The organism is Streptomyces sp. NPDC026589 (assembly GCF_040638385.1).
Taxonomy (GTDB): Bacteria; Actinomycetota; Actinomycetes; order Streptomycetales; family Streptomycetaceae; genus Streptomyces.
This window is the reverse complement of sequence record NZ_JBEZYG010000008.1, coordinates 89,070-111,740: the sequence shown is the minus strand read 5'-3', so window position 1 is coordinate 111,740 and position 22,671 is coordinate 89,070. Positions and strand designations below refer to the sequence as shown.

General features: G+C 73.3%; 22 protein-coding genes and 1 pseudogene. 11 read left to right on the top strand and 12 right to left on the bottom strand.

Annotated elements, in window-relative coordinates; all coding sequences use genetic code 11:
- Window positions 1-2: 2 nt before the first annotated feature.
- The 8 genes from AB0F29_RS16045 to AB0F29_RS16010 all read right to left on the bottom strand — a co-directional run bounded on the left by AB0F29_RS16045 (window position 3) and on the right by AB0F29_RS16010 (window position 8,084).
- Window positions 3-1,328, bottom strand: coding sequence for an exopolysaccharide biosynthesis polyprenyl glycosylphosphotransferase (locus AB0F29_RS16045; protein ID WP_361872254.1), 1,326 nt, complete (start codon window positions 1,326-1,328; stop codon window positions 3-5).
- A 152-nt stretch (window positions 1,329-1,480) separates the two neighbouring features.
- Window positions 1,481-2,644 carry a glycosyltransferase gene (locus AB0F29_RS16040; RefSeq protein WP_361872251.1) on the bottom strand — a complete coding sequence of 388 codons (1,164 nt, stop codon included), beginning with the start codon at window positions 2,642-2,644 and terminating at the stop codon, window positions 1,481-1,483.
- 292 nt (window positions 2,645-2,936) lie between these two features.
- Window positions 2,937-3,596, bottom strand: a complete 660-nt coding sequence (locus AB0F29_RS16035) for a cysteine hydrolase family protein (RefSeq protein ID WP_361872248.1) — start codon at window positions 3,594-3,596, stop codon at window positions 2,937-2,939.
- A 137-nt stretch (window positions 3,597-3,733) separates the two neighbouring features.
- Window positions 3,734-4,783, bottom strand: a complete 1,050-nt coding sequence (locus AB0F29_RS16030; RefSeq protein WP_361872245.1) for a polyprenyl synthetase family protein — start codon at window positions 4,781-4,783, stop codon at window positions 3,734-3,736.
- On the bottom strand, window positions 4,780-5,838 hold the full coding sequence (locus AB0F29_RS16025) for a tetratricopeptide repeat protein (protein ID WP_361872242.1): 1,059 nt from the start codon (window positions 5,836-5,838) through the stop codon (window positions 4,780-4,782). The genes AB0F29_RS16030 and AB0F29_RS16025 overlap by 4 nt, the downstream gene beginning before the upstream one ends.
- 223 nt (window positions 5,839-6,061) lie before the next feature.
- Entirely contained in the window at window positions 6,062-6,718 is a 657-nt protein-coding gene (locus AB0F29_RS16020) for a TetR/AcrR family transcriptional regulator (protein WP_361872239.1), read from the bottom strand.
- Complete coding sequence (locus tag AB0F29_RS16015) at window positions 6,715-7,395, bottom strand: DUF4166 domain-containing protein (RefSeq protein ID WP_361872237.1); 681 nt, start codon at window positions 7,393-7,395, stop codon at window positions 6,715-6,717. Before AB0F29_RS16015 ends, AB0F29_RS16020 begins: the two co-directional genes overlap by 4 nt.
- Window positions 7,392-8,084, bottom strand: coding sequence for a hypothetical protein (locus AB0F29_RS16010; RefSeq protein WP_361872234.1), 693 nt, complete (start codon window positions 8,082-8,084; stop codon window positions 7,392-7,394). Before AB0F29_RS16010 ends, AB0F29_RS16015 begins: the two co-directional genes overlap by 4 nt.
- A gap of 153 nt (window positions 8,085-8,237) precedes the next feature.
- Here AB0F29_RS16010 and AB0F29_RS16005 point away from each other — a divergent pair, with 153 nt between their 5' ends.
- The 3 genes from AB0F29_RS16005 to AB0F29_RS15995 are packed head-to-tail and all read left to right on the top strand — an operon-like array spanning window position 8,238 to window position 10,559.
- Complete coding sequence (locus AB0F29_RS16005) at window positions 8,238-8,915, top strand: ABC transporter permease (protein WP_361872232.1); 678 nt, start codon at window positions 8,238-8,240, stop codon at window positions 8,913-8,915.
- A 25-nt stretch (window positions 8,916-8,940) separates the two neighbouring features.
- Entirely contained in the window at window positions 8,941-9,612 is a 672-nt protein-coding gene (locus AB0F29_RS16000) for an ABC transporter permease (RefSeq protein ID WP_361872229.1), read from the top strand.
- A complete protein-coding gene (locus AB0F29_RS15995) occupies window positions 9,609-10,559 on the top strand; it encodes an ABC transporter substrate-binding protein (RefSeq protein ID WP_361872226.1) in 951 nt (316 codons plus the stop codon). The genes AB0F29_RS16000 and AB0F29_RS15995 overlap by 4 nt, the downstream gene beginning before the upstream one ends.
- Window positions 10,560-10,572: 13 nt before the next feature.
- Here AB0F29_RS15995 and AB0F29_RS15990 read toward each other — a convergent pair whose 3' ends face one another.
- Window positions 10,573-11,478 carry a nitroreductase/quinone reductase family protein gene (locus tag AB0F29_RS15990; RefSeq protein ID WP_361872223.1) on the bottom strand — a complete coding sequence of 302 codons (906 nt, stop codon included), beginning with the start codon at window positions 11,476-11,478 and terminating at the stop codon, window positions 10,573-10,575.
- A 298-nt stretch (window positions 11,479-11,776) separates the two neighbouring features.
- On the opposite strand from AB0F29_RS15990, the gene AB0F29_RS15985 reads away from it, so the two are divergent.
- Window positions 11,777-12,076, top strand: coding sequence for a DUF2087 domain-containing protein (locus AB0F29_RS15985; RefSeq protein WP_361872220.1), 300 nt, complete (start codon window positions 11,777-11,779; stop codon window positions 12,074-12,076).
- Window positions 12,077-12,089: 13 nt separating this feature from the next.
- Here AB0F29_RS15985 and AB0F29_RS15980 read toward each other — a convergent pair.
- Together AB0F29_RS15980 and AB0F29_RS15975 are read right to left on the bottom strand one after the other, a co-directional pair.
- A pseudogene (locus AB0F29_RS15980) lies at window positions 12,090-12,361 on the bottom strand (aldo/keto reductase); the annotation flags it as partial.
- Window positions 12,362-12,533: 172 nt separating this feature from the next.
- Window positions 12,534-13,697: a betaine/proline/choline family ABC transporter ATP-binding protein gene (locus AB0F29_RS15975; protein ID WP_361872217.1), complete on the bottom strand. Its 1,164-nt coding sequence runs from the start codon at window positions 13,695-13,697 to the stop codon at window positions 12,534-12,536.
- Between the two features lie 314 nt (window positions 13,698-14,011).
- Between AB0F29_RS15975 and AB0F29_RS15970 the strand changes: the two genes are divergently transcribed.
- On the top strand, window positions 14,012-15,307 hold the full coding sequence (locus AB0F29_RS15970; RefSeq protein ID WP_361872215.1) for an alpha/beta fold hydrolase: 1,296 nt from the start codon (window positions 14,012-14,014) through the stop codon (window positions 15,305-15,307).
- 61 nt (window positions 15,308-15,368) lie between these two features.
- Here AB0F29_RS15970 and AB0F29_RS15965 read toward each other — a convergent pair whose 3' ends face one another.
- Window positions 15,369-15,941 (bottom strand): rhodanese-like domain-containing protein, encoded by a 573-nt coding sequence (locus AB0F29_RS15965; RefSeq protein ID WP_361872212.1) that lies wholly within the window; start codon window positions 15,939-15,941, stop codon window positions 15,369-15,371.
- 198 nt (window positions 15,942-16,139) lie between these two features.
- Between AB0F29_RS15965 and AB0F29_RS15960 the strand changes: the two genes are divergently transcribed.
- The 6 genes from AB0F29_RS15960 to AB0F29_RS15935 all read left to right on the top strand — a co-directional run bounded on the left by AB0F29_RS15960 (window position 16,140) and on the right by AB0F29_RS15935 (window position 22,654).
- Window positions 16,140-16,874 (top strand): PIG-L deacetylase family protein, encoded by a 735-nt coding sequence (locus AB0F29_RS15960; protein ID WP_361872209.1) that lies wholly within the window; start codon window positions 16,140-16,142, stop codon window positions 16,872-16,874.
- A gap of 40 nt (window positions 16,875-16,914) precedes the next feature.
- Window positions 16,915-17,514: an XRE family transcriptional regulator gene (locus AB0F29_RS15955; RefSeq protein ID WP_018955829.1), complete on the top strand. Its 600-nt coding sequence runs from the start codon at window positions 16,915-16,917 to the stop codon at window positions 17,512-17,514.
- Between the two features lie 118 nt (window positions 17,515-17,632).
- Window positions 17,633-18,598: an NADPH:quinone oxidoreductase family protein gene (locus tag AB0F29_RS15950; RefSeq protein WP_361872206.1), complete on the top strand. Its 966-nt coding sequence runs from the start codon at window positions 17,633-17,635 to the stop codon at window positions 18,596-18,598.
- The gene (locus AB0F29_RS15945; RefSeq protein ID WP_361872203.1) at window positions 18,595-19,788 is read left to right on the top strand and encodes an acyl-CoA dehydrogenase family protein; all 1,194 of its coding nucleotides are present in this window, start codon (window positions 18,595-18,597) and stop codon (window positions 19,786-19,788) included. The genes AB0F29_RS15950 and AB0F29_RS15945 overlap by 4 nt, the downstream gene beginning before the upstream one ends.
- Window positions 19,785-20,903 (top strand): acyl-CoA dehydrogenase family protein, encoded by a 1,119-nt coding sequence (locus tag AB0F29_RS15940; RefSeq protein ID WP_361872200.1) that lies wholly within the window; start codon window positions 19,785-19,787, stop codon window positions 20,901-20,903. Before AB0F29_RS15945 ends, AB0F29_RS15940 begins: the two co-directional genes overlap by 4 nt.
- 134 nt (window positions 20,904-21,037) lie before the next feature.
- A complete protein-coding gene (locus AB0F29_RS15935) occupies window positions 21,038-22,654 on the top strand; it encodes an ABC transporter substrate-binding protein (RefSeq protein ID WP_361872197.1) in 1,617 nt (538 codons plus the stop codon).
- Window positions 22,655-22,671: the final 17 nt, after the last annotated feature.

The following is a 22,671-nucleotide window of genomic DNA, read 5'->3' as shown; positions in this document are numbered from 1 at the left end:
GATCAGCTGCCTCCGAGCCGGAACAGGGAACCCGCGGTCCGCGCGAGCACGCACGCGTCCTGCCACAGCGACCAGGTCTCGATGTAGCGGTTGTCGAAGCGGGCGCGCTCCTCGATCGAGGTGTCGCCGCGCAACCCGTTCACCTGGGCCAGACCCGTGATGCCCACGGGCATCCGGTGGCGGGCCTGATAGCCGGGATGGACACGGCTGAACTGCGCCACGAAGAAGGGGCGTTCGGGGCGCGGGCCGACCATGCTCATATCGCCCCGCAGGACGTTCCACAGCTGCGGCAACTCATCGAGGGAGGTCCGGCGCAGCACGCGGCCCACGCGGCTCATCCGCCCGTCGGACGCGACGTTCCAGCGGGTGGCCGACTCCTGGACGTCCGCGGGCCGCAGCGTACGGAACTTCAGCAGGACGAAGGGGCGTCCGTGCCGGCCGACGCGTTCCTGACGGAAGATCACGCCAGGCCCGTCGGAGAGCCGCACGCCCAGGGCACAGACCGCCATCACCGGGGCCGCCAGCAACAGCCCGACCGCGGCCAGGACGGCGTCCATCGCCCGCTTCGCCCCGTGGCCGAGAGGACGGTTCGTCCCGTCGTTCAGCGGCTGGACGGTGAAACCCCACAGATGATCGGGGCGGCCTTCCGCCGGGGGCCCCGCGACGGCGCCGGGACCGCTGGCCAGCCACACCCGGCAGTCGTGACCGGTGAGCAGAGCGAAGAGAGCGGCGCCGTCCGGGGTGGACTCGGGCGGGGCCGTGAACACCGCGTGCCGCACGCTGTTCTGGACGACGGCCCGCCGCACCTCCTGGGGCGTGGCCAGGACCGGCAGCGGCACGGGGCCGGAGCCCGTCGGCTGCTTCTCGTCCCCGGATGCCGGGGGCGCGACCAGACCGACCGGCCGCAGTCCGTAGGCGGGGTGGTCGTACAGGGCGGCCGTCACCTGACGGGCCAGCGGCCCCTGACCCACGACCAGCGCGGACAGCGGGCGGCGGACCGCGGCCCACCGCCGCGCCCGGTACACGGACGCGCGTCCCGCGCAGGTCAGCGCGGTCTGCGTGGCGGCCCCGTACGCCAGCACCGTCCAGCCGATCGCCTGTTGCGGCGCCCAGGCGGCCAGCACCTCCATCGTCACGTACCACTGGAGGAGGGTGAGGCCGAGCAGGGCGGGGAGTTCGGAGAGGACCGAGGGGGACAGGCGCATCCGGTGCAGGCCGCGCCGGGCGAAGAGCAGCACCTGCGCCACCGCCTGGACGGCCACCAGCATCCAGGGCCACGGGACCGGGACGACCAGGGCGAACGTCACGGCCGGGGCCAGGGCGTCCACACACAGGAGCGGCGCGAGACGGCCGTACCGGACGGACCGGCGCTTGCCGGGCCGCGTCTGCGCACCGCCGCCGCTTCTTCGCGGCGGATGAACCGTGTAAGCCTGCACGGCTGTTGCCTGACCAGCGCCGGGAACCGGTGCACTCTCCATCGTCATCGCTCGGTGCGCTTCCTCGTAAGGCCGGACACGCCGACCAGTTCCTGGTAGAGACCGGCAACGGCCCCCGCGGTCCGTCGGACGTCGAAGGCCGCACGGGTGTGGCGCAGGGCCCGGCGGGACAGCACATCGCACAACTCCCGGTCGGCGAGCAGGGCGGTCAGCGCCGCGGCCAGTGCCGCCGGATCCTCCGGAGGCACCAGACAGTGATCCTCATGGCCGGGCGGCAGGCTCTCCCGCGCCCCGTTCACGTCGGTCATCACGACGGGGCGCCCGCAGGCCATGGCCTCCAGCGGGGCCAGTGCCATGCCCTCCCAGCGGGAGGGCAGCACCAGGACGTCCGCCGCGTGGATATACGGCCGCACGTCCTCGCAGGCTCCGGTGAACAGCACGCCCGGCGGGGCCGACGCCTCCAGTCCGTCCCGGTCGGGCCCGTCCCCCACCAGCACCAGACGGGCCCCGGCCGCCGGCATCCGGCGCCAGGCCCGCAGCAGTACGTCCTGCCCCTTCTGCCGGGTCAGCCGGCCGACGCAGACGACCAGCGGGGCGTCCGCGCCGACGCTCTCCAGTAAGGGCAGCGAGGCGCGGGCCTCCGCACGGTCCTTGCTTTCGCCGGGACGGAAACGTTCGAGGTCGATGCCGTTGTGGATGACCGACCAGCGGGCGGCGATGCCCGCCTCCTGTCCGGTGCGGCGTTCGGACTCGCTGACGCACAGGATGTGATCGGCCCAGCGCGCGCCGAACCGTTCCCAGCCGAGCGCGAGTTCCGCGGTGCGCCCGCCGACCGCCTCGAACGACCAGGCGTGCGGCTGGAACACGGTGGGGATCCGGCCGCGTACCGCGATCCGGCCGGCCAGTCCCGCCTTGGCGCTGTGGGCGTGCACCACGTGCGGGCGGCTCACGCGGACGATCCGGCGCGCGGCGGCCACCTCACCGGCCAGCCGGGGCCCGGGGGCACGGGTGACGGACCAGCCATGGACCTCGGCGCCCGCGGCCGCCGCCCCGAGGGCCAGCGGGCTGCCGGGCGGGCAGGCCACCACGGGGCGCAGCCCGGACCCGGCCTGGGCCCTGACGAGATCGGTGACGACCCGGGCCACTCCGCCGTCCACGGGCTGAACCAAATGAAGGACCGTCAATTGGCTTTCTTCAGTACGACGCATGTGCAGCACGACGGCTCTCTTCGCTCAATCCGGTGAGTAAGCCCACCGGCGATTGGGGGGTCTAAGCCGAAGTGCACTTTGGCAGAGTTGTGGCGAAATCGTGCGCGTGACTCGCTCATACGATCACAGGGGGATGACGCGGGAAGGAGAGCCGTTCGGGTGGTCGCGCAGCAGATCGACGCCTGACCGTCGGCCCTTCACGGGCAGCAGGTGAAAGGGCTTACCGAGAGTCCTCGTACGGAACGGCGGAGGTGATCCGTACGTATCCCGACCTATCCGGCCGCTTATATCTTCAGCCGTTTTCCGGCATGCCGTACTGCGCCGATCGCCGCACCGGATGGCGGCACCATCTATCGGCCGGCCAGGCCGTTCTCGTGGTGGCGGACGCGGTGGCGAAAGAGACGGTCACGGCGCGCGCCACAATTTCCACCTCGTCGCCCAGAGCCCATTCGGCCACCCGTGACGCCATGGCCGCCGGCACCACGTCACTGATGTCCGGCGCGGCCGGGATGTCGTACGTGGCGTGGGCGTCATGGGGCAGGACGACCCGGTAGCCCAGCTCCAGGGCCCGGCGGGCGGTGGCGAGCACGCACATCTCCGACATCACCCCGCAGACGGCGAGCGCCCGGACGCCCGCCGCTCGCAGCTCGGCCTCCAGCGACGTCTCGTCGAAGCCGTCGTCCTCGCTCTTGCGGACCACGGTCTCGGCCGGCCCGGTGCGCACGGGCAGGTGCAGCTCCCACCCGGGCGTCCCCGGTTCGTCGGGCTGTCCGGCCGGGCCGTCGTTCTGGAGGTGGACGACGAGCGCCCCGGCCTCCCGGGCCCGCCCGATCAGATCCGTCACCCGGTCCAGCAGCCGGGGCGCGTCGGGCACGGCCGCGTCCCCCGCGACGAACGCCGACTGGACGTCGACGACGAGCAGCGCGGTGACGGGAGCGGGAAGAGTAGTCACGCCGTGGAGTCCTCACGTCGTCGTGGCGGGTGCGGGTGCGGGTGCGGGTGCGGGTGCGTGGGCGAAGGCATGCCCGGGCCCATCGTGCCGTACGCGGGACCGTGGCCGCCCGCCGATTTCCGGCGGGCGGCCACGGGTCAGCCGGTGCGGTCCACGAGGTACGGGATCAGCGTGAGCAGATCGCCGCGCGCGCCCTCCGCCAGCGGAACCCGGTCCAGACAGGCGCGGGCCGCCGCCAGGTGCTCGTGCGCCTCGGCGACCGCGGCCCGCCGCCCCCCTGCCTCGTCGATCAGCTCGGCCGCACGGCGCGCGGTCGGGTCGTCGAGCGGCCCGGCGGAGGTGAGCAGCGCGTCGAGACGCCGGGCCGCCGGGTGATCGGCGGAGAGAGCCGCGAGCACCGGGTACGTCTTCTTGAGCCGCCGCAGGTCGCTGTGCACCGGCTTGCCGGTCACCTGCGGATCGCCCCAGATCCCGAGCAGGTCGTCCACCGCCTGGAACGCCACCCCCACATGCCGCCCCGCCTGGTCCAGCGCCTGGACGGTGCTCGCCGGGGCGCCGGCCAGCACCGCGCCCAGGGCAGCGGCGCATCCGAGCAGGGAACCCGTCTTCTGGGTCGCCATCGACCGGTACTCGTGCGGCAGGACCGCCCCCGGCCCGGTCCACGGCCGGGACTCGAACAGCAGGTCCTGCGCCTGACCGCTCACCAGATCGCCCAGCGCGCCCGCCAGTTGCCGGACCGCCGCCGCGCCGCCCGGCCCGGGAGCCTCCGCCAGCGTGGAGACGGCCAGCGCGAACAGCGCGTCCCCCGCGAGGACCGCCGGGCCCGTGCCGTACGCCTTCCACAGCGTCGGCCGACGACGACGGGTCTCGTCCCCGTCCATGATGTCGTCGTGGATCAGCGAGAAGGTGTGGATCAGCTCGACGGCCACCGCGCCGAGCACCGCGTCCGCCCCGCTCCCGCCCGCGGCCTCCGCGCCGAGCACCGCGAGCGCCTGGCGGACCCCCTTGCCCTGCGATCCGGGCGCCGGCTCGCCGCCGGTCCCGCTCCAGCCCAGCGAGAAGGCCGCTGTCTCCGCGTGCCAGGGGTGCAGCCGCCCCACCGACTCCACGAGGGCCGGGCGCACCAGTTCGCGGCAGCGGTCCAGTATCTGCGGTGCGCTCGCCCGGCTGGTCGTGGAGAGCGTCATCGGCGGCCGTCCCTCTCGCTCGCGGAGGCCGGTTCCACGCCGAGTTCGGCGTACGCCTTCTCGACCATCTCCTGGGCGTTCAGCAGCCCGATCCGGCTCAGCCTGCCGCGCAGTTCGTCCAGCTCGGCGGCGGTGGCCCCGCGGTCCCGGCCGAGCCTGGCCCGCGCCTTGACCAGGCCGAGGGAGGCCAGCGCCTCGCCCCGCGGCTCGTCCATCGCGCGGAACTCGCCGAGCGCCTGCTCGTAGACCTCGCGCGCCTCCTCGTACCGCCCGGCGCGGAAGAGCACGTTGGCCCGCATCTTGTGGTTGTACGCCAGGGCGCTGGAGAGGTTCATCTCGCGGCAGGTCGTCTCGGCCTCGGAGAGCAGGTCGAGTGCGCGCCCGGTCGCCCCGTCCCGGAGGGAGACGATGTCGGCGATGCCGCGCAGGGCCCAGGCCCGGCCGCGCCGGTCGTCCGCGTCGCCCGACAGGACGGCCGCCTCCTCGAACATCTCCAACGCGGTCTCCAGCGAACCGGTGTTGCGGTGGATCTGCGCGATGCCCTCCAGCGCCCAGACGGTGTGCCGGGCCTCGCCCCGGGCGCGGGCCTCGGCCAGCAGCTGTTCGTGCAGCGTCGCGACGGTCGCGTAGTCGCCCTGGATCCGTCCGGTCTCGGCGAGGCCGGCCAGCGAATAGCCCCGGGCGACCACGTCCCCGCCGCGCTTCCCCAGCTCCGCGGCGAGACCGAGCAGCCTGAACGCGAGGCGCAGCGAACCGCGTTGGCGTGCCAGCGTGCCCCCGCTCCACAGCGCCCACGCCATCGCCCCGGTGTTCCCGGCCGTCCGCGCGGCCCGATAGCTGGCCTTCCAGGCCCGGTCGGCCTCCGCGACCTGCCCCAGCCTGCGGTGCGCCTCGGCCACGGCGAGGCCCGAGCGCGCCACCTCCTCCTGCGATCCGGAGAGCTCGGCCTGCCTCAAGTGGCGTACGCCTTCGGCCAGTACGTCGGTGAGGGAGGCGTTCACCGACATCTTGGTGAGTGCTCCCTGGTACTCGGGCGCCAGTGCCTTGGTCTGCATGGGGGCCTTCCGCGCGGTGCCGGGCCCGCAGCGCGCCGGACTATACCTTCCGTGTATACGCGGGAGGTATAGTCCGGCGGTCGTGCAGGCCCGGATCTTGTGGGGGTTGGGCGCCACGCGTCACACGCGGCGCACCGTCCTGTCATGGATCAAGACGACCGCCCGGCGAGGAGGGTTGCTCGGGAAGCCCAGGTCGTTCCGCATTCCCGCCGCGCGTCACCGTCTACGTTCTCCCCGTGCGCCGCAACCGGTGGCGCACCGCCCGCCGCGCCACCGGGCCGAGCTCGTCCAGCACCCCGGCCAGTTCGGCGAGCTGCTCCAACGCGTCGAAGGCGCGCCCGGCCCCCGCGGGGTCGACGCCCTCGTACAGCTCCAGGCCCACGAACGACCCCGTCACAGCGCGTGCCAGGCCCGCCGGGTCGGTGAACTCGCCCAGCGGCGAGTCCGCCAGGATCCGGGTGAGGACCTCCTCGATCTCGGCGGTCCACAGGTCGAGCCCGGCAGCGGTCGCGGGCGCCAGCCGGGGGTGGGTCTGCGCTCCCGCGAGCACCTGCCCGAGAAAGGCGACATGGCCGCCGGCCCGCTCCTCCTCGTGCAGCTCGCGCCCGCACTTCAGCAGCTCGGCGAGGGTGGTGACGGCGGCGAGCCGGTCGCGGTGACGGGCCACCCGCTGCTCCGCGCCGTACCGGCAGGCCGCCGCCAGCAGCTCGTCGACCGAGCCGAAGTGGTAGAAGACCAGCGCCTGGTTGACCCCGGCGGAGGCCGCCACCGAGCGGGCCGACGTCCTGGCGATCCCCTGTTCGGCGAGGGTGCGCAGCGCGCCCTGAAGAAGCTTCGTCCGGGTGTCCGTCCTGTCCGTCCCCGCCGCGCTCCCCGTCACGCCCGCGCCTCCTCGCGGACCGGGCGCAGGCCCGCCCGTACGCCGTGGCGCAGGGCGTCGACATAGCGGGCGCGGAACGTTCCCTCGTACCCGAACAGCGGGCCGAAGCGGCGGTTGGTCACCGCGACCCGGATGCGGAAGCGGCCCGTGGCGTCGTCGAAGGACTCGCGGACCTCGGCGTCACCCCCGATCAGCCGGGGGACCCGCACGTCGACGGGCCCCTCGCGGAAGCGGTGCTCCCCGGAGCGGATGAGCAGGGAACCGTCGGGCTCCGCGGTGAGCCGCAGGTCGGTGGCGAGGTGCTGGTGGGTGCCGAGGTAGTCCAGCACGCAGGACCGCTCGGGGCTGTGCACCATCGTGGCGTCGAAGCGGCGCGGACCGCCCGGCAGGGCGAACGTCCGGACGAAGGTCACGGTCTCCCGGCCGTGGGCGTCGGTGTACGGCACGTTCTCGATGGTGAACGGGACGTCGCGGCCGGTCCTCGGCACCAGGATGTTGCGTGTGGCGCCGAGCGCGAGGAACGGCTTCACGAAGGCCCGGCCGTGCCAGATCCGGTCCATGGAACCGCGCCCGACGCATGCCTCCCCGCTCTCCAGGCCGACCGAGAAGCGCCGTCGCAGCTGGGGGTGGAGCCGCTCGAAGTCGTCTCCCATCGCACGGGCGAAGATCGAGGTCACGGGCGCTCCAGGCGGGCGAGGAGGGACGGGGCGACGGCGGGACGGCCGGGCGGTCTGCGCAGGCAGCGGCGGGCGGCGGGCGTACGGGGCGACGGGGGTACCAACAGCGAGGCCAGGGCGGCCGGCAGCACGGCCGCCGGGCCGAAGGGGAGGGCGGCCGCCACGGCGAGGGCCCGTACCAGGACCTCCGCCAGGGCGTACGCCAGCGACCGGGCCGGGCTGACGTCGCGCTCGCACCACAGCCGCAGCCGGTCGAAGGACGAGGCGGTCGCCCAGCCCATCAGCGGCCGGAACACCAACCGGTCCGCGACCGCGCCGAAGCGGCCCCAGCGGGTCCGGTAGTCGTAGCCGGTCAGAAAACGGATGCCGTCGGCGGTGGGAACGTAACGCCAGTACCCGCTGCCCTCGGCCAGCGGCGACCACCACTCCGAGGAGGCGAAGCGCAGGGCCGAGAACCGCTCGCCGTCCGCCCGCCGCCGCTCGCCCGCGCTCGTCCCGGTCCCCGCGACGGTCAGGAAGGGCAGTACCCGGGTCGCGTACCGGAACCGCTGGGCCGGACCCGCCGGACCGGGCAGGTGGCTGATCTCGGTGAAGCGCAGATCCCACCGCTGATGCTGGGCGGGCTCCTGCGTCCGCTGCCACAGGCGCTCCGGATCCGTGCGGATCAACGCCTCTACGTACAGGCCCATGTGTGCCCCCGGGGCGGTCACGAGGGGTTTGAGCGAGTGCTCAACCCTCTCCGTTGGCCAGGACGCTACCAGAGAGGGTTGAGCACTCGCTCAAACCCCTCGAACGGCGGCCCCCGACGCGCGACGGAACGGCTGCCGCGCTCGAATGGACGGGTGATGGCGCCCCCGGACGACTGCCTCGCCCGCAACGAGTGGATCTGCGGGGCCTACCTCTCCAGTCGCCGCGAGATCCTCATGGACGCGGTGCTGCAACACCTCCAGCTGACGGCCGCCTCGGTGGCCATCGCGCTCCTGCTCGCCGTCCCCCTGGCGGTGGCCGCCCGCCGGTGGCGCTGGGCGGCCGGCCCGGTGCTGGGCCTCACGACGGTCCTGTACACGATCCCGTCGCTCGCGATGTTCTCCCTGCTGCTGCCGCTGTACGGACTCTCGGCCGCGCTGGTGATCGCGGGGCTCGTCCTCTACTCCCTGACGCTGCTCGTCCGCAACATCCTGGCCGGGCTCCGAGCCGTCCCCGAGGAGACCCGGCAGGCCGCACGCGGCATGGGCTACGGGCCGCTGCGTCTGCTCATCGCCGTGGAGCTCCCGCTCGCCCTGCCCGCCGCGATGGCCGGGCTGCGCATCGCCACCGTATCCGCGGTCTCCCTGGTCACCATCGGGGCGATCGTCGGCCACGGGGGACTCGGCAACCTCATCTACTCCGGCATGAACACCTACTTCAAGGCCCAGGTGCTCACCGCCTCCGTCCTGTGCGTCGTCATCGCCGTCGCCGCGGACCTGCTGCTCCTGGGAGCGGGACGGCTGCTGACACCCTGGACCCGGAGGCGGGCGTGAACACACCCGGCAGGGGGGCGCGGACGTGAACACCCTCTCCGACACCTGGTCCTGGCTCACCACCGCCGCCCACTGGTCCGGCCCCGACGGCGTCGGGAACCGGCTCGGCGAACACCTCTACCTCACCGTCGTCTGTCTGCTCATCAGCTGCCTGATCGCGCTGCCCGTCGCCCTCGTCCTGGGCCACCTCGGCAAGGGCGGCGCGCTCGCCGTCAACCTTTCCAACGTCGGCCGGGCCGTGCCCACCTTCGCCGTACTGGTCCTGCTGCTGCTCACCCCCATCGGGACACACGGGCAGTGGTCGACGGTCATCGCGCTCGTGCTCTTCGCCGTGCCACCGCTCCTCACCAACGCCTACGTCGGGATGCGCGAGGTCGACCGGGACGTCGTCCGGGCCGCCCGGGGCATGGGCATGACCGGCCGCCAGCTGCTCCTGGGTGTGGAGCTGCCGCTCGCCCTCCCGCTGATCCTCACCGGCGTGCGGATCGCCGCCGTCCAGCTGGTGGCCACCGCGACGATCGCGGCGCTGGCCGGCGGCGGGGGACTGGGCCGGATCATCACCGCGGGCTTCAACCTCGCCTCCACCCCGCAGGTGGTGGCGGGGGCGATCCTCGTGGCTGCCTTCGCGCTCCTCGTCGAAAGCCTCTTCGAGGCGGGGCAGCGTCTCGCCCCCCGGCGCGACCGGGAGGCCGCATGAGCCGCGCCCGCCGGGCCCTGGCGGCGCTGGTCCTCCTCGCCGCCACGGCCTGCACCGCCGGCCCGGCGCTGGAGAACCAGGGCGAGGTCACCGCACCGCCCGGCGACAGCGAGCACCTCACCGTCGGATCGGCCGGCTTCACCGAGAGCGACCTGCTGGCCCAGCTGTACGCGCTGCTCCTGGAGCACGCCGGGTACTCCGCCGACATCATCTCCGTGACCAATCGCGAGATCTACGAACCGGCCCTGGAGAACGGCCAGATCGACGTGGTGGCGGAGTACGCGGCGACCTTCGCCGACTGGCTGAACGCCAAGGCCAACGGGGCCGACGCGCCCCCGGTCGGATCGCCCGACCTCGCCACCACCATGAAGGAGCTGCGCTCGCTCGCCGCCCCGCGCGGACTCACCGTGCTCGCCCCCGGCCGGGCCGTCGACCAGAACGCCTTCGCCGTCACCGCCGCGTACGCGAAGGAACACGGACTGAGGACCCTCAGCGACGTCGGCGCCGCGAAGCTGCCCGTACGGCTGGCGGCGGGCGACGAGTGTGTCCAGCGGCCGTACTGCGCCCCCGGCCTGCGCAGGACGTACGGCATCGACGTCGTCGCCGTCGACCCGAAGGGCGTCGGCACCACCCAGGCCAAGCAGGCGGTGCAGACCGGTCAGGACCAGATGGTCCTGACCACCACGACCGACGCCACCCTGGACCAGTTCGGCCTCGTCCTGCTGGAGGACGACAAGAACCTCCAGAACGCCGACTACGTCGTCCCCGTCGTCAACCGCGCACGCGCCGGGAGCACCGGGGTGCGCGACGCCCTCGACCGGCTCAACACCGTGCTGACCACCGCCGACCTGGCCTCGATGAACGAGCAGGTCGACAGCTGGCGCAGGCTGCCCGAGGACGTCGCGCGCACCTACCTGGAGTCGAGGAAGCTCCTCCCGGAGGACTGAGCCACCCGACGGCTCAGGAGGCGGGCGGTGCCGGGGGCCAGGGCACACCCGCCAGCAGGGGCAGGATGTGCTCCTCCTCGTAGTCGAGGTGGGCGGTCAGCTCCTCGGTCATCCGGGCCAGTTCGGCGCGGAAGCGGTCCGGCTCCGCGACGGCGACGTCGGCCAGCAGGGCCGCGAGCGCCGACTGGACGGCCCCGATGCTCCGGTGCTCCTCCCGCAGCCGGTCGAAGACGTGCCCCAGCTCGGGGTGGTAGCCCTCCATCGTCGGGAACATGTGGCCGCCCTCGGCCGTGTGGTGGAACTCCAGGGCCTGGCAGAACGCCAGGCAGCGCTGCCGGATCTGGAGCCCGAGACCGGGGGCGGGCGCCTCGCCCCCGCCCGGGTGTGCGGCCCGCGCGGCGAAGTGCGCCTCCGTCTCGTTGTGCACGTGGCGCAGTTGGCCGCGCAGCCAGGTGTGCACCTCCACCAGCTTGTCGGCGAGCGAGGTGATCGCGGGGGCCGTCACGTCGGGCCCGGGCCGTTCCAGGACCACGACCGGCAGCAGCCGGTCCGTCGCGTCCTGGTAGTCGGCGTACCCGGGCGCTTCGGCGACGACCCGGGCGAAGAGTTCGTCGCGCCGCGCCCCTTCGGCCGGTACGGCGAGGGAGTCGAACTCCTCGTCCCCCACCTCGACCCGCACGGTGGGACGGGCGAGGAGATTGCGGTACCAGTCGGGGTGGAGCGGTGCGCCGAGGTTGGAGCCGACGACGAGCAGCGAACGGCCGTCGCGTACGTATCCCAGTGGTGTGGTGTGCGGCTTTCCGGAGCGGGCTCCGGTGGTGGTGAGCAGCAGGAGATCGGCGCCCTCGAAGGGGGCGCCGACCTTCCCCGCGTTGGCGCGGAACTCGGTGATGACGGACTGCTGGAAGGCATGGGACATGGAGGTTCTGGGTCTCCCGGAAGGAAAGCGGGTGGCGAAGGCCCGCCGTCGCGAGTGTGTGCCCGCGGCGAGGCGTTCGGAGGCTGAGGTGCTCAGAGTCAGGGGGCGATGAGTGGACTCACGGCGTCATCCCTGGGAAGAAGGTGCTGGCTTGACCGTCGGCCGGCCCAGATCTCTTTGGCCGACGTCACGCTGCACGTACCCATCAGAACCCGGGGGTTGCGGGTCTGTCAACGCGAGGAGGGGCAGCGCCGAAAAGGCGTTGCCCCTCCTCCGGACGGCTGCGACGCTTCCGCCCATGCCCGCTGAACAAGAGACCCTCACGCCGCCGTCGCAGGCCCCTCGGACCCACCGGGTCGAAGCGCTCTTCTCGCACGGCCGCCTGGTCGCGATCCCGCGCAGGGAGGCCCGGCGGGAGCAGCTGCTCGTGCACCTCGCCGACACGCTGTTCGAGCGGGAGCGCTCGTACACGGAGCGCGAGGTGAACGAGGCGCTCCTCACCGTCCACGAGGACTGCTCCGCCCTGCGCCGCTATCTCGTCGTGGCGGGGCTGTTGGTCCGGCCCAGGGACGGCAGCACCTATCGCCGCGGACGCTGACCGGTGAACCGGGTCAGTTGAGGGTGTCGGGGTCGGGGCCGGTGCGCATGCCCCGGTCCAGGGCGGCGATGGCGTCCATGTCCTCGGCTTCTGGTCGACCGCCGGGACGAGCGTGCCCGTGTCCAGCAGCCGGCGCAGGTGGGCGGGCTGGAAGTTGGAGACCCCGGCCGCGCGGGTCCGGCCGTCGGCGGCCGGCTTCTCCAGGGCGCGCCGGCTCTCCGGGTACAGGTCGTGCGCGGGCGTCGGCCCGTGGATCAGGTACAGGTCGACGTGGTCGAGGCCGAGCTACGGCCTTCCGGTAGAGCGCTGCAGTGGTGTGCCTCGTACCCGCCGTCCGCCGGAATCCCTGGCGTACGACGTTTACTGGCGTCGTCAATAAGTGCGCACGCGAGCTACATGCAAACGCGGGCAACGGGTGCCGGGGGCACCCCTTGAGGGTGGGGATGCGCGGGCGCCCCTACGCGTCCGCCACGGAATCGAACTCCACCTCCTCACGGCCCACCCCCTGCGCGTCGGCGTCCACCGACCGGCGCAGCGCCTCGTGCAGCTTGGCGGGGGTCAGCACCCCGAGGAACCGGGCCCCGTCCAGCACCGCCACCCATCCCGCGTCGTGCTGGAGCATCTCGCTGAACGCCTGCTTCAGCGGGGCGCCCACCGGCACCCACGCGTCCATCCGGCGGGCCAGGCCGCCCACCGTTCCCTCCTCCCCGGCCGACCGCAGCGCGTCCGCCGACACCCAGCCGTGCAGCTCGCCCGCGCCGTTCAGGACCACCGCCCAGCGGGCCCCCGCAGCAGCCAGCCGGGCCGCCGCGGCCTCCGCGCGCTCCTCCAGCCGGGCCACCGGCGGCTCCTCCAGATCCTCCGGCTCGATCGCCGTGACCGACAGCCGCTTCAGCCCCCGGTCGGAACCCACGAACCGGGCCACGTACGGGGTCGCCGGGGTGCCGAGCACGGCGGCCGGGGTGTCGAACTGCTCGATGCGTCCCTCCCCGTACACCGCGATCCGGTCGCCCATCCGCACCGCCTCCTCCATGTCGTGCGTCACCAGGAGCACCGTCTTGCGCACCCGCTGCTGGAGCGCCAGGAACTCGTTCTGCAGGCGCTCGCGCACCACCGGGTCCACCGCGCCGAAGGGCTCGTCCATGAGCAGCACCGGCGGATCCGCCGCGAGCGCCCGTGCCACGCCCACCCGCTGGCGCTGCCCGCCGGAGAGCTGCGCCGGATAGCGCGATCCGTACGTCTTCGGGTCCAGGCCCACCAGGTCCAGCAGCTCCGCCGCCCGCTCCCGGGCCCGTGCGCGCTTCCAGCCGACCAGCGCCGGCACGGTCGCGGTGTTGTCCAGGACGGTCCGGTGCGGGAAGAGGCCCACCTGCTGGATCACATAGCCGATCCGGCGGCGCAGCTTCACCGGGTCGATCCCGGCGATGTCCTCGCCGGCCACCAGGATCCGGCCCGAGGTCGGCTCGATCAGCCGGTTCACCATCATCATCGTGGTCGTCTTGCCGCAGCCGGACGGTCCCACCAGGGTCACCAGCTCGCCCTCCGCCACCTCGAAGGACAGCCCGTCGACCGCCGTCGTCCCGTCCGGATAGACCTTGCCGACCTGCTCGAACCGGATCATGCCTGAACGCTAGGGGGTGTCTGGCACTTCCGCGCGGGCGGGCGACGTCCGGCACGGCACCTCGCGGCGTTACCGAAAAGCCCTAGTAGCTCCGCTACGAGGACTTTCCGGCGCCTTGCGATGCACCGCACCGGACGCCGTCCGCTCATCCACGCGGAAGTGCCAGACACCCCCTGGAAGCCCCCCGGCCGCCGCGCACACGGGCCGGGACCGTCCGGGGCATCCCCCGAGGGCCCCTCCCCGGACCGGTGCGGGCATGTGCTGAACTGGCCCTTTCGCCCGGATCAGTCCGCACCCCGGATTCAGGAGTTCCCGTGATCAGTTACCGGCAGCCCGGCGTCGTCCTCACCGACCGGCGTTTCACCGTGCCCCTGGACCACAGCGACCCCGGAGGCGAGCAGATCGAGGTCTACGGCCGGGAAGCGGTCGCCACCTCCCGGGCCGGCGAGGAGCTGCCCTGGCTGGTCTACCTGGAGGGCGGCCCCGGCTTCGGCGCGCGCCGGTTCGTCGGCACGGAGGCCTGGCTCGGCCGCGCCGTGCGCGAGTTCCGGGTACTCCTCCTCGACCAGCGCGGCACCGGACGGTCCACCCCGGCCAACCGGCAGACCCTCCCGCTGCGCGGCGGCCCGCGCGAACAGGCCGACTACCTCTCCCACTTCCGCTCCGACTCCATCGTCCGCGACTGCGAGCTGATCCGGCCGCAGCTCACCGGCGGAGCCCCCTGGACGGTCCTCGGCCAGTCCTTCGGCGGCTTCTGCGCCGTCCGCTACCTCTCCTCGGCCCCCGAGGGCCTCGCGGCGGTCCTGATCACCGGCGGGCTGCCCTCGCTGGACGCCCACGCGGACGACGTCTACCGGGCCGCCTACCCCCGCGTCGAACGCAAGGTCGCCGCCCACTACGCCCGCTACCCCCAGGACGTCGAGCGCGCCCGCGCGATCACCGCGTACCTCGCCGAGCACCGGCCCGAGAGCGCCGGACACCGGCTGACGCCCGAGGGCTTCCAGTCGCTCGGCATCATGCTCGGCTCGGGCAGCGGCAGCCACCAGCTCCACTACCTGCTGGAGAACGCGTTCGTCCGCACCCCGGGCGGCACCGAACTCTCCGACGCCTTCCAGGAGGCCCTGCGTACGGCCGCCTCCTTTGCCGGGCACCCGCTGTACGCCCTGCTCCACGAGGCCATCTACGGGCAGGGCGAGCGCCCCACCGCCTGGGCCGCCGAGCGTGTCCGCGCCGAGTTCCCGCAGTTCGACGCGGCGGCGGCACTGGCGGGCGACGGCCCGGTCCTCTTCACCGGCGAGACCATCCACCCCTGGCACTTCGACGTCGACCCGGCCCTGCGCCCGCTGCGCGAGACCGCCGAACTCCTCGCGCAGCGCACCGACTGGCCCGTGCTGTACGACCCCGAGCGGCTCGCCGCCAACGAGGTCCCGGTCGCCGCGGCCGTCTACCACGACGACATGTACGTCGACACCGCGGACGCGCTGCGCACGGCGGCGGCGATCCGGGGGCTGCGGACCTGGGTGACGGACGAGTACGAGCACGACGGCGTGCGCGCGGGCGGACCCCGCGTCCTGGACCGGCTGCTGGCACTGGTCCGCGACGAGGCCTGACCGGCCCCGGGCCCCGCGCACCCGTCCCGGGGCCGGTCGTGGACCGGCCGGCCCCGTCGGATCAGCGCTGGAGCTCCTCCAGCGTGGCGTCCAGGTCGCCGGCGGCACGCGGGGCCCGGTTGTGCGGCAGCTTCGAGAGGACCGCGGCCATCCCGCACGTGTTGCTGAGCGCCGAGTACACCAGGCCCGTGCCGACGCCCGCGGACAGCCAGCGCGCCGCCGGGAAGCGGATGCCCGCCACCAGCCCCGCCACCACCAGCGAGCCCGCCGCGAGCCGCACCTGACGCTCCATGGGCCAGGTGGTGCGCGCGCCCTCGGGGCGGTCGAGGCCCCGGCCGTCACCCTCCCAGGCCGACGTGCCGCCGGTCAGCGTCACGGCCTCGATGTCCGCTCCCGCGAGGATCTCGCAGGCCCGCGTGGAGCGCACCCCGGAAGCGCATACCACCAGCAGCGAACCGCGCGCGGAGGCGGACTTGAGCGCGGGCAGGGCCTCCGGCAGCTTGTCGAGCGGGATGTTCAGGGCGCCGGGAACGTGTCCGGCGGCGTACTCGCCGGGAGCCCGCACGTCGACGACGGTGAACTCCTCCAGACGGGCTGCTGCCTGGGCGGGGGAGAGGGATGCGGGGCTGGGCACGAGCGGGTTCCTTTCGTTCGCCGGAGCGGCCGGGTGCGGGGGCGCCCCGCACCCGGCCCGGACGGGCCGGGCGGCCGTGTTCGCGGTGACCGTCACCGGACTCCAGCCTCGCACGCCCGGCGCGGGAGCCGGGAAGCCGACCGTGCCGACGGTACGTGGATGGCCTGCGTGCCGACGGTACGTGGGTAGCCTGTTCGTATGACGTCGCAGCGACTCGAACCCATGCCCGTCGACTGGCAGCGCGCCCTGGCCGTAGTCGCCCACCCCGACGACCTGGAGTACGGAGCGGCCGCCGCCGTGGCGGAGTGGACCGACGGCGGCCGTGAGGTCGTCTACCTCCTCGCCAGCCGCGGCGAGGCCGGGATCGACACGCTGTCGCCCGAGGAGTGCGCGCCGGTGCGCGAGCGGGAGCAGCGGGCGAGCGCCGCCGTCGTCGGCGTGCGGACCGTGGAGTTCCTGGACCACCGCGACGGTGTGATCGAGTACGGCATCGGGCTGCGTCGCGACATCGCCGCGGCCATCCGCCGGCACCGCCCCGAACTGGTGGTCACCCTCAACCACCGGGAAACCTGGGGCGGGGTCGTCTGGAACACCCCCGACCACCGCGCGGTCGGGCGCGCCGCCCTGGACGCCGTCGCCGACGCGGGCAACCGCTGGATCTTCCCGGAACTGGGCGAACGGGGACTCGATCCGTGGGGCGGGGTGCGCTGGACCGCCTTGGCGGGCAGCGACCGGCCCACCCACGCGGTCGACGCGACCGCGGGTCTCGAACGCTCGGTCCGGTCGCTGCTGGAGCACCGCACGTATATCGAGGCGCTGACCCAGGAGGACCCGGAACGCTACTGCCGGACCTTCCTGGAGGGCATGGTCAACGACGCGGCCGAGCGGTTCGGCGGCCGGCCCGCGGTCACCTTCGAGGTCTTCGCCCTCTGACCGTATTGACAAACCGGCTTGCCGATCCTGCAATGGCCGGATGAAGGAACACGACCGGGACGACCCGGAACTGGAGTCCGTCCTCTCCGGCGTCGGCCCCCGCCTGCGCCGGCTGCGCAAGGACCGCGGGGTCACCCTCGCCGCGCTCTCGGCGGCCACCGGAATATCCGTCTCCACGCTCTCCCGGCTGGAGTCCGGCGGCCGCCGCCCCAGCCTTGAGCTGATGCTGCCGATCGCCCGCGCCCACGAGGTGCCCCTCGACGACCTGGTGGGCGCCGCACCCGTCGGCGATCCGCGCGTGCGGGCCAAGCCGATCGTGCAGCACGGCCGGACCATGCTGCCGCTGACCGCCCGGCCGGGCGGCCTCCAGGCGTACAAGCTGATCCAGGAGCCCGGCAGCGGCGGCCCGCCGGAACAGCGCACGCACGAGGGGTACGAGTGGCTGTTCGTGCTCTCCGGGAAGTTGCGGCTGCTGCTCGCCGAACACGATCTGGTGCTGGAGCCCGGCGAGGCCGCCGAGTTCGACACCCGGCTGCCGCACTGGTTCGGCCCGGCCGAGGACGCGACGGTGGAGTTCCTCAGCCTCTTCGGTCCGCAGGGCGAGCGCATGCACGTGCGGGCGAAGCCGAAGCGCGCCTGAAGCCCGGGGCGGGCCCGAGGTGTTCCCAGATTGGCAAGCGACCGCTTAGTATGCGGCGCAGCAGTGATAATGCCGACCGCTCCAGCGGTTGATGCCGACAGTGTCGTGGAGGCCCCTCATGCAGGCATGGCGAGTGCACCGGAACGGCGAGCCGGGCGAGGTGATGCGGCTGGAGGAGGCGGACCGGCCCACGCCCGGCGACGGGCAGGTGCTCGTCGAGGTCCGCGCGGCGAACGTCAACTTCCCCGACGCCCTGCTCTGCCGGGGCCAGTACCAGGTGCGGCCGCCGCTGCCGTTCACCCCGGGCGTCGAGGTGTGCGGCACCACCGAGGACGGGCGGCGGGTCCTCGCCACCCCCGCCCTGCCCCACGGCGGGTTCGCCGACTACGTGGTCGCGGACGGGGCGGCCCTGCTGCCCGCCCCCGACGCGCTGGACGACGCCGAGGCGGCCGCCCTGCACATCGGCTACCAGACCGGCTGGTTCGGCCTGCACCGCCGCGCCCGCCTCCAGCCCGGTGAGACCCTCCTCGTCCACGCGGCGGCCGGGGGCGTCGGCAGCGCCGCCGTCCAGCTCGGCAGGGCGGCCGGCGCGAAGGTCATCGGCGTCGTCGGCGGCCCGGAGAAGGCGGCCGTCGCCCGTGAGCTCGGCTGCGACCTGGTCATCGACCGGCGCGGCGAGGACATCGCCGCCGCCGTGAAGGACGCCACCGGCGGGCGCGGCGCGGACGTCGTCTACGACCCGGTCGGCGGCGACGCGTACGCCAAGTCCGCCAAGTGCGTCGCCTTCGAGGGCCGCATCCTCGTCGTCGGCTTCGCCAGCGGCGTCATCCCCACCCCGGGCCTCAACCACGCCCTGGTGAAGAACTACTCCGTCGTCGGGCTGCACTGGGGCCTGTACAACACCAAGGACCCGGCCGCCGTCCGCGCCTGCCACGACGAACTGACCAAGCTCGCCGAGCAGGGCATCGTCAAACCCCTCGTCAGCGAGCGCGTGGCGATGGCCCGAGCGGCCGACGCCGTCCAGCGCGTCGCCGACGGCACCAGCACCGGCCGCATCGTGGTCCTGCCAGGAGGCGCCCGATGAGCCACGCCGTCGATGCCGCCGAGGTCCGCCGCCGCACCCGCGAACTGCTCGCCGCGCACCCGCCCGCCACCACCGACCGCACCGACTTCCTGAAGGCACGCTTCGACGCCGGCCTGGCCTGGGTCCACTACCCGGTGGGCCTCGGCGGACTCGACGCGCCCCGCTCCCTCCAGCAGGCCGTCGACACCGAACTCGCCGCCGCCGACGCGCCCGACAACGACCCGCGCCGCATCGGCATCGGCCTCGGCATGGCCGCGCCCACCATCCTCGGCTTCGGCACCGACGAGCAGAAGCGCCGCTTCCTGCGCCCGCTGTGGGTGGGGGAGGAGGTCTGGTGCCAGCTGTTCAGCGAACCCGGCGCCGGATCCGACCTCGCGGCCCTCGCCACCCGCGCCGTCAGGGACGAGGGCGGCGACTGGATCGTCGATGGCCAGAAGGTCTGGACGTCCAGCGCCCACCTGGCCCGCTGGGCGATCCTCATCGCCCGCACCGACCCGGACCTGCCCAAGCACCGGGGCATCAGCTACTTCATCTGCGACATGACCGACCCCGGCGTCGAGGTCCGGCCGCTGCGCCAGATCACCGGCGAGGCCGAGTTCAACGAGGTCTTCCTCACCGGCGTACGCATCCCCGACAGCCACCGCCTCGGCCCCGTCGGCGAGGGCTGGAAGGTCGCCCAGACCACCCTGATGAACGAGCGCGTCTCCATCGGCGGCTCCCGCATCCCCCGTGAGGGCGGCATGATCGGCCCGGTCGCCAGGACCTGGCGCGACCGCCCCGAACTGCGCACCCCCGACACCCACCAGCGGCTGCTGACCCTCTGGGTGGAGGCCGAGGTCGCCCGGCTCACCGGCGAGCGGCTCCGTCAGCAGCTCGTCGCCGGACAGCCGGGCCCCGAGGGCTCGGGCATGAAGCTCGCCTTCGCCCGGCTCAACCAGGAGATCAGCGGCCTGGAAGTCGAACTGCTCGGCGACGAAGGCCTGATGTACGGCGACTGGACCATGAGCCGCCCGGAGCTCGTCGACTTCACCGGACGGGACGCCGGCTACCGCTATCTGCGCTCCAAGGGCAACTCCATCGAAGGCGGCACCAGCGAGGTCCTGCTGAACATCGTGGCCGAGCGCGTCCTCGGCCTGCCCTCCGAACCGCGCAACGACAAGGACGTCGCCTGGAAGGACCTGAGCCGATGACCGCGCCCGCCCAGCCCCCCGCCACCCCCGACCTGCTCTACTCCAGGGACGAGGAGGACCTGCGCGCCGCCGTGCGCGCCCTCCTCACCGACCGGGCCGCCGCGCCGGCGGTGATCGCGGCGACCGAGTCCGACACGCCGTACGACCAGCGGCTGTGGACCTCGCTCGCCACCGGCATCGGCGCGGCCGGACTCCTCGTCCCGGAGGAGCTCGGCGGCCAGGGCGCGTCCCACCGCGAGGCCGCCGTGGTCCTGGAGGAGCTCGGCCGGTCCGTGGCCCCCGCCCCGTATCTGACCAGCTCCGTCGTGGCCACCGAGACGCTGCTCGCCCTGGGCGCCGAGAACCGTCCGGGCGCCGCGCTCCTGGGCGAGCTGGCCTCCGGCACCCGTACGGCCGTCCTCGCCGTGCCCTTCGCGACCCCGCCCGCCGGGGCGGACGCGGTGCTCGCCTCACTGGACGGGACGGTACGCGGCGTCGCCGACGCGGCGGTGGCCGATGTGCTGCTGGTGCCGACCGCCGAGGGGCTGTACGCCGTCGGGACGGCCGACCCCGGCGTCGCCGTACAGCCGCTCGTCCCGCTCGACCTGACCCGGCCGCTGGCCGCCGTCACCCTGGCCGGGGCCGCCGGGACCCTGCTGGCGAACGCGGACGCGAGCGCCACCGCCGTACGGCGCGGACTGCTCGCCGGGGCCGGACTGCTCGCCTCCGAACAGCTCGGCCTCGCGGAGTGGTGTCTGACCGAGACCGTCCGGTACACCCGGGAACGCCACCAGTTCAACCGGCCCGTGGGCTCGTTCCAGTCGCTCAAGCACCGGATGGCGCAACTCTGGCTGGAGGTCGTCTCGGCCCGCGCCGCCGCCCGCAACGCCGCCGACGCCCTCGCCACCGGCAGCCCCGACGCCCCGCTCGCGGTCGCCGTGGCCCAGGCGTACTGCTCCGGCGTCGCGGTCCACGCCGCCGAGGAATGCGTACAGCTGCACGGTGGGATCGGCATGACCTGGGAACACCCCGCGCACCTCTACCTGAAGCGCGCCAAGGCCGACTCGATCGCGTACGGCACGGCGGGCCGTCACCGTCAGGCCGTCGCGGAGCTGGCGGAACTTCCGGCTCCGTAGGGGCGCCCTCGGACGCATCGGCCCTGGTGCACCCGTCTCGTCTGTCGAGGCGGGCTGTACCAGGGTCTTTTACGTGATGTTTAATTGCACACTGTTCGCAATAACAGCCGATCTTGAACAGGGATGTGCAGACTATGACGGCCCGATCGATACGGGTGGCGCTCGCCGCAACGATGGCGACCGCACTGTCCCTGACAGCAGCCGCCTGCTCGAACCCGGACACCGCCAAGAGCGGTTCCGGATCGGGGTCGACCTCGGCCGTCGTCGGCATCGCCTACGAGCCCGACAGCCTCAGCCCGCTGCTCGGCTACGGCAAGGACGGCAACTCCAAGATCTTCGACGGACTGCTCGCCCTGGACGGCGACATGAAGCTCCGCCCCGCCCTGGCCGCCGGACTCCCCGAGGTCAGCGCGGACGGTCTGACGTACACGTACAAGCTGCGCCAGGGCGTGAAGTTCAGCGACGGGAAGCCGTTCGGGGCCAAGGACGTCGTCTTCACCTACCGCACCATCCTCGACGAGAAGACCAACAACGCCTCCCGCACCGAGCTGGACGCCGTCAAGGACGTCACGGCGAAGGGCGAGGACACCGTCGTCTTCACGCTGAAGTACCCCTACGCGCCGTTCGCCCAGCGCACCGTCCTGCCCATCGCCCCCCAGCACATCGCGGGCGAGCAGGACGTCAACACCGGGGACTTCACCACCCGCCCCATTGGCACCGGGCCCTACGTCCTCACCAAGTGGTCCAAGGGCGAGAAGATCAGCTTCACCGCCAACCCCCACTACTGGGGCGGCGAACCCGAGGTGAAGAAGTTCACCATGGCGATCATCAAGGACGACGACGTGCGCGCCACCCGGCTGCGCTCCGGCGACCTCGACGGCGCGATCCTGCCGCCCAACCTCGCCAAGGGCTTCGCGGACGACAAGAGCAAGAAGACGTACGCCGCCACCACCTACGACTACCGCACGGTGACCCTCCCGACCCACAACAAGGTCGCCGGCGACACCGCCGTGCGCCGCGCCCTCGACGTCGCCGTCGACCGCGAGACCATGGTCGACGCCATCCTCAACGGCGAGGGCAAGCCCGCCTACGGGCCCGTCCCCACCGACAGCGAGTGGTTCACCCGGGGCACCGAGCGCCCCCACGACCTCGCCGCCGCGAAGAAGATCCTGGACGAGGCCGGATGGAAGCCCGGCAAGGACGGCGTCCGGGTCAAGGACGGCGTCCGCGCCGCCTTCCCGCTCTGGTACCTCACCGGCGACAAGCTCCGCCAGGAGCACGCCCTCGCCTACGCCTCCGACGCCAAGAAGGCCGGCATCGCCATCACCGCCGAGGCTGGCACCTGGGAGGTCATCGAGCCCCGGATGAAGCACGACGCCGTGCTCGCGGGCGGCGGCTCGCCCGCCGACCCCGACTTCGACCAGTACACCCTGCTGAAGTCCTCCCTCGCGGGCGACGGCTTCAACAACATGGCCTGGTACGACAACGAGGCCGTCGACGCCGCGATCGAGGCCGGCCGCAGGAGCGGCGACAAGGCCGAGCGCAAGAAGGCCTACGACACCGTCCAGCGCGAGCTGGTGAAGAACCCGGGCTACACCTTCCTCACCCACATCGACCACCTCTACGTCGTCGACGACCGCTTCGGCCCCCTGACCACCCAGGTCGAGCCGCACGACCACGGGCTGGCCTCCGGCCCCTGGTGGAACGTGGAGAAGTGGTCCACCGAGGGTTCCGGGGGCTCGAAGAAGTGAGCCGACGCCTCCCCTGG

What these genes read in the sequence shown, in the direction of transcription:
- AB0F29_RS16040 (WP_361872251.1), bottom strand. Translation starts at nt 2,644, where the DNA reads ATGCGTCGTACTGAAGAAAGCCAATTGACGGTCCTTCATTTGGTTCAG.
- AB0F29_RS16030 (WP_361872245.1), bottom strand. Translation starts at nt 4,783, where the DNA reads ATGACGCTCTCCACGACCAGCCGGGCGAGCGCACCGCAGATACTGGAC.
- AB0F29_RS16025 (WP_361872242.1), bottom strand. Translation starts at nt 5,838, where the DNA reads ATGCAGACCAAGGCACTGGCGCCCGAGTACCAGGGAGCACTCACCAAG.
- AB0F29_RS16010 (WP_361872234.1), bottom strand. Translation starts at nt 8,084, where the DNA reads ATGGGCCTGTACGTAGAGGCGTTGATCCGCACGGATCCGGAGCGCCTG.
- AB0F29_RS15995 (WP_361872226.1), top strand. Translation starts at nt 9,609, where the DNA reads ATGAGCCGCGCCCGCCGGGCCCTGGCGGCGCTGGTCCTCCTCGCCGCC.
- AB0F29_RS15990 (WP_361872223.1), bottom strand. Translation starts at nt 11,478, where the DNA reads ATGTCCCATGCCTTCCAGCAGTCCGTCATCACCGAGTTCCGCGCCAAC.
- AB0F29_RS15985 (WP_361872220.1), top strand. Translation starts at nt 11,777, where the DNA reads ATGCCCGCTGAACAAGAGACCCTCACGCCGCCGTCGCAGGCCCCTCGG.
- AB0F29_RS15975 (WP_361872217.1), bottom strand. Translation starts at nt 13,697, where the DNA reads ATGATCCGGTTCGAGCAGGTCGGCAAGGTCTATCCGGACGGGACGACG.
- AB0F29_RS15960 (WP_361872209.1), top strand. Translation starts at nt 16,140, where the DNA reads ATGACGTCGCAGCGACTCGAACCCATGCCCGTCGACTGGCAGCGCGCC.
- AB0F29_RS15955 (WP_018955829.1), top strand. Translation starts at nt 16,915, where the DNA reads ATGAAGGAACACGACCGGGACGACCCGGAACTGGAGTCCGTCCTCTCC.
- AB0F29_RS15950 (WP_361872206.1), top strand. Translation starts at nt 17,633, where the DNA reads ATGCAGGCATGGCGAGTGCACCGGAACGGCGAGCCGGGCGAGGTGATG.
- AB0F29_RS15945 (WP_361872203.1), top strand. Translation starts at nt 18,595, where the DNA reads ATGAGCCACGCCGTCGATGCCGCCGAGGTCCGCCGCCGCACCCGCGAA.
- AB0F29_RS15940 (WP_361872200.1), top strand. Translation starts at nt 19,785, where the DNA reads ATGACCGCGCCCGCCCAGCCCCCCGCCACCCCCGACCTGCTCTACTCC.
- AB0F29_RS15935 (WP_361872197.1), top strand. Translation starts at nt 21,038, where the DNA reads ATGACGGCCCGATCGATACGGGTGGCGCTCGCCGCAACGATGGCGACC.